Here is a 5149-nt window from a genome sequence, read left to right as displayed (position 1 = left end):
GCACGTGGGTGCGGCCCGCCCGTACCTACCTCGGCGCGGGGATCAGGTGTCGCGCTCGGTGATGGCGTCGTCCTCGCGGTGGTCGTCCTCCCCGCCGGGCGGGAAGTCGGCCCGCTCGGGCCGGGCGCGCAGGGCGAGGATGCTCACCAGCAGGCCGCCCCAGACGACGGCCAGCGAGAGCACCATGAGCAGGATCGCGGTTCCGTTCATCGGGCCGCCCCCTTCGTCGTCGTCGACATGACCGGCGGGTACACGGGCCAGGCGACGAAGTCGTCCGGGCTGCGCCGCCATCTCGGGAGGGTGAGCACGACGGCCCCGACGACGAGCACGACGAGCGTGCCCCAGCCGGCGTACAGCAGGTACGTGTCGTCGTAGCCCTCGTACCCGTTCTGCACGAGGTCGACGATGCGCGAGACCAGCATGTACGCGAGCACCGCGGGCACGATCGCCCCGACGCAGACGTACCACCAGCGGCCCACCTGGACCGTCGAGACGGCGTTGAGGTGGAAGCGCAGCTCGGGGCTCGTGCGCAGCAGCCAGACGAGGAACACGCACATGAGCACCGCGGACGCCACGATGCCGATGTTGTTGGACCAGTTGTCGATCGTGTCCAGGGCGATGAGGCCCGTCGTCGTCGAGAACCCGACGACGGACAGCACGGCCGCCACGCCGCCGATCCACAGCACCGCCTGGCGGCGGGTGAGGCCGAACTTCTCCTGGAAGCCTGCCGCGACCACCTGCAGGATCGAGATGAGCGACGTGAACCCGGCCATCGCGAGCGACCCGAAGAACAGGGCGCCGAACAGGGGCCCGGCCGGCATCTGCGAGACGACGGCGGGGAACGTCACGAACGACAGGATCGGGCCGGTGATGCCCTCGAGATCCGCGACGGCGACGCCCTGCTCGTGCGCGAGGAAGCCGAGGGCGGCGAACACGCCGATCCCCGCCAGCATCTCGAAGCCCGAGTTGGAGAACGCGACGACCAGGCCCGGCGACGTAAGGTTCGCCCTGCGCTTCCGGTACGACGAGTACGTGATCATGATGCCGAAGGCCACGGAGAGCGAGAAGAAGATCTGCCCGTAGGCGGCGATCCACACGTTCATGTCGCCCAGCGCGCCCCAGTCGGGCGTGAACAGGGCGTTGAGGCCGTCGGTGGCGCCGTCGAGGAAGATCGCCCGCACCACCAGCACGCTGAACGCGACGACCAGCAGCGGCAGGAAGATGACGTTGGCCTTCTCGATGCCCTTCGCGACACCGCCCACGAGGACGACGATCGTCGCGACCCACACCAGCAGCAGCGGGATCAGCACCGCGGGCACGAAGTCGAGCGTGAACCACGCGCCGCCGTTGGCGACGTCGGACAGCTGGAGGTAGTCGCCGGTGAAGAAGCCTGCGGTGTCGTCGCCCCACTTCAGCGTGAAGGAGTAGACGAAGAAGCTCAGCGCCCAGCCGATGATCGCCGCGTAGTAGATCGAGATGACGAAGCAGATCATCACCTGGAACCAGCCCAGGGTCTCGAGCCACTTCTTCACCCGGCGGAACACGGTGGGCGGGCCGCCGCGGAAGCGGTGCCCCAGCGCGTAGTCGAGGAAGAGGATCGGGATGCCCGCCGTCAGCAGCGCGATCACGTAGGGCACCAGGAAGGCGCCGCCGCCGTTCTCGTACGCGACCCCGGGGAACCGCCAGATGTTGCCGAGCCCGACGGCGGAGCCGATCGCGGACAGGATGAAGCCGACCTGCCCGGTGAACTGCTCCCGGGGAGGCGAGGTGTCAGTGGTCGTGGTGCTCACAGGCGTCGAACCTCCACGGTGAGGGGCGTCACGTCAAACGTGTCTCACAGACCGATGCTGCCCGACCGCACGGTCGGCGGCCAGCCCTCGCCGCGGCGTTCAGGTCGCCAGCAGGCGCCCCACCAGCCCGCCGCGCAGGCGCCCGTCCGGGTCGAACCGCTCGGCCAGGCGCCGGAAGTCGTCGAACCGGGGGAACAGCGCCGTCGTCGTCGGTGCGTCCAGCGTGCTGACCTTGCCCCAGTGCGGCCGCGCCCCGAGGGGCACCAGCGCCTGCTCGACGGCGGGCAGCACGGCCCGCACGTCCGCCTCGCGCGGGAGCCACGTGAAGTGGAACGCCACGGACGGCTCGTCGAAGGGGCTCAGCCACAGGTCGTCGGCGGCGACGGTGCGGATCTCGCTGGTCTGCAGCAGCGGGGCGACGGTCGGGCCGAGGCGGCGCATCGCCTCGATCGCGGCGGCGGCGTGGCGGCGCGGCAGCAGGTACTCCGACTGCACCTCGTCACCGTTCGAGGGCGTGAACTCCAGCCGGAAGTGGCTCAGCCGCTCGTGCCACGGGCCGTCGACGCCGAGCTGCTCGGTGCACGCCGACGGGTCCACTCCCGGCAGCGGGTGCACCGGCACGTCCGACCAGCGCAGGAGGCCGGTCGCGAGCCCGCGGACCTCGGGCCGGTCGGCGCGGGCCACGGACTTGAACCACACGTGCCGCACGGCCGGCTCGTCCCAGCTGGTGAAGGCGCTCACCGAGTAGGCCGCGGAGGTGATCGCGTCGAAGCTCGCGACGAACGTGTCCCACGGGACGTCCGCCGCGACGTCCTGCCGCACCACGTACGCCGGGACGGTGCGCAGCTCGACGCGCGTCACGACGCCCAGCGCCCCGAGCGACACGACCGTGCCGGGGAAGACGTCGGGGTCGCTCTCGCGGGTGATGCGCCGCAGCTCGCCGCCCGGCGTCATGATCTCCAGGCCCTCGACCGCGCTCGCGAGGCTCTGGTTCGTGTCGCCGGAGCCGTGCGTGGCCGTGGCGACCGCGCCCGCCACGGAGATGTGCGGCAGGGACGCCAGGTTGCCCAGCGCGCGGCCGGTCGCGTGCAGGGCACGGGACACCTCGCCGTAGCGCAGGCCGGCGTTCACGGACACGACGTCGCCCTCGTCCCCGCCGTCCGGCGTCAGCGGCTCCACCGCGGGCCGGCCGTCGTCGAGCCCGTCCACCTGGACGTGCACGCCGTCCGTGTCGGCGACGTCGTTGAACGAGTGGCGCGACCCCAGCGCGCGCACCGGGCCGCCGGCGGTGAGCACGTCGGCGAGCTCCTCCAGCGACGCGGGGCGCACGACGGAGCGTGCGGAGTACGTGAGGTTCCCGGCCCAGTTGAGATGCACGGGACCACCCTGCCATCCGGAGAGCAGGTTCGGCGGCACGGTCCAGGTTCAGCCCCGGTACACGTCGAGGTCGGCGACCGCCGCGTCCAGGGCGGCGCGCTCGGCCCGGGTCGGGTCGCGCAGCCACTGCACGTCGACGCCGCCCCGCCCGGCGCCCGGCGGCCAGCGCCAGCGCCCCGCCACCACGCCGTCCACCGCCACGCAGTGCACGAACGCGCCGGACCGGTCCGGCGGCGGCAGCGCCGGGTCGAGGACGACGTGGCGCGTCTCCCGGTAGGAGATCAGCAGCTCGTCGTACGCCTGGAGCAGGTCGACGACGGGTTCGCGGCCGACGCCGTCTCCCCCGCCATCGCCCCCGCGGTCGCCGCCACCGAGCCAGCGGTCCGCCGTCGCGGCCGTCGCGACGAGCACGAGGCCCTCGAGCTCCCCCGTGCCCGCGACCTGCACGACCTCGCCCGCGTCGGTGAGGGCGGCCAGCACGGGCCGGAGGTCGCGGACGGTGACGTCGGCCCACAGCCGCAGGTCGTTGAGGGTCGCGAAGCCGCGCCCGGGCAGGTAGCGACGCCACAGCTCGACGACGGCCGCCTGGGCGTCGAACCGCTCGCCCAGCGGCCCGTAGCCCGCGGGGACGCGGTCGTCGAAGGTCGCGTACGACTGGTGCTGCAGCTCCTTGCCGGCCGGGGGCGGCCCGCTGATCACGAGGCGCCGCAGCTCCGCGTGCATGAGCATCTGGGTGAACGCGAGGCCGGGGGCGTCGGGGTCGAGCACGCCGCGTGCGACCAGCTCGGCCTTGATCTCCGCGCGCGTGCGCGGCCCGTCCGCGACGGCGGCGGCGACGGCCTCCGTGCCCGGGCCCAGGTCGCCGAGGTCCCACGCCCGCTCGGTGGACGCCATGAGCCTCTCGACGCGCGGCGCGCTGAGCTCGAGCAGCCAGCGCGCGTCGCGCGGCCGCACCAGGTGCCAGGTGGGGCGCAGCAGGTGGGTGCGCAGCAGCTCGCCGTCGGCGAGCGCCGTGTTCAGGGCGGCGCGGCCGGGGCGCGAGGACGGCGCGACCCGCCGGGAGAGGCCCCACAACGCGGGCTGCAGCTCCTGCCCCTGCACCGCGAGGAGCGCGTCGACGACGGCGGTCGCGTCGGGCAGGCGCGGCCCGCGCAGGCCCGTGGCGGCGAGGCGGGCGGCCCGCACGAGTGAGCTGTCGACGCCGCCGTCGACGCCGCCGACGTGGACGGTCACCCGGTCAGCCGGCCCGGCCGGCGGGCTCCGCCTCCGCCAGGGGGATGCGGCCGCCCATGCCGACCATGTCCAGCACCTCCGCGACCGCCTCGGACGGCTGGTACAGGCTCACGGAGGTGCCCGTCTCCTGGCCCAGCATGTACACCTGCAGGATGAACGCGACTCCCGAGGAGTCGATGAACGTGACGTCCCGGGTGTCCACGACGATGGGTTGGGTCGTGCCTCGCGCCGCGAGCGCCGCCATCGCGTCGCTCGCCGCCTCGCGCAGCGCCGCGTCGACCTCGCCCCACAGGGTGAGGACGGTCGCCTCGTCGGTGGTCCGGGACGCGATCCCCGAGCTCGGCAGGGGTTCGCTGCTGCTGTCGATGTCCATGTGGTCGAGTTGCTCCCGTGCGTGGGGCCGTGCGGCCTGGGGACGCTGTCTGCGTCCTCTCCGTACAGCGAACGGCCCGCGTCGAGTGTTCCCCCGTCAGGCGGATTCGTCCAGCATCCGGTCAGTCCTGGCGGGTCGACGCCGGACCGGCCGGCGTCGCGCGGGCGGGCCCCGCCGGTCCAGGGTGGTCCAGGTCGGTGACGTCCGCGACCCGGGCGTCGAGGACGCGAGCAAGGTCACCCCCGTCGATCGTCGCCGAGACCCCGTGCCCGCCGCCCCCGACCGACACCGGCCCCGCCTCCGCGATGCGCGAGTCCGCGACCACCGGCCAGGCCGTGAGCGAGCCGAACGGCGTGATGGTGCCGCGCTCGTACCC

The 5149-nt window shown here is 73.5% G+C and carries 6 protein-coding genes; all 6 read right to left on the bottom strand.

Annotated features, from left to right (window positions below; translation table 11 throughout):
- Nucleotides 1-42: 42 nt before the first annotated feature.
- Nucleotides 43-210, bottom strand: coding sequence for a methionine/alanine import family NSS transporter small subunit (locus ACFWEK_RS18800; protein ID WP_430547622.1), 168 nt, complete (start codon nt 208-210; stop codon nt 43-45).
- On the bottom strand, nt 207-1790 hold the full coding sequence (locus tag ACFWEK_RS18795) for a sodium-dependent transporter (RefSeq protein ID WP_430555023.1): 1584 nt from the start codon (nt 1788-1790) through the stop codon (nt 207-209). The genes ACFWEK_RS18800 and ACFWEK_RS18795 overlap by 4 nt, the downstream gene beginning before the upstream one ends.
- 99 nt (nt 1791-1889) lie before the next feature.
- Nucleotides 1890-3167: an FAD-binding protein gene (locus ACFWEK_RS18790; RefSeq protein WP_430547624.1), complete on the bottom strand. Its 1278-nt coding sequence runs from the start codon at nt 3165-3167 to the stop codon at nt 1890-1892.
- Nucleotides 3168-3215: 48 nt separating this feature from the next.
- Nucleotides 3216-4400, bottom strand: a complete 1185-nt coding sequence (locus ACFWEK_RS18785) for a winged helix DNA-binding domain-containing protein (protein WP_430555022.1) — start codon at nt 4398-4400, stop codon at nt 3216-3218.
- Nucleotides 4401-4404: 4 nt separating this feature from the next.
- Nucleotides 4405-4773 (bottom strand): STAS domain-containing protein, encoded by a 369-nt coding sequence (locus ACFWEK_RS18780; protein ID WP_429765309.1) that lies wholly within the window; start codon nt 4771-4773, stop codon nt 4405-4407.
- 121 nt (nt 4774-4894) lie between these two features.
- The coding region (locus ACFWEK_RS18775) for a YbaK/EbsC family protein (protein ID WP_430555021.1) at nt 4895-5149 on the bottom strand (255 nt) is incomplete at its 5' end.

This window comes from Isoptericola sp. NPDC060257 (assembly GCF_042726645.1).
Lineage (GTDB): Bacteria > Actinomycetota > Actinomycetes > Actinomycetales > Cellulomonadaceae > Isoptericola > Isoptericola nanjingensis.
The sequence above is the reverse complement of the archived record's forward strand: the minus strand, read 5'-3'. Positions and strand labels throughout refer to the sequence as shown.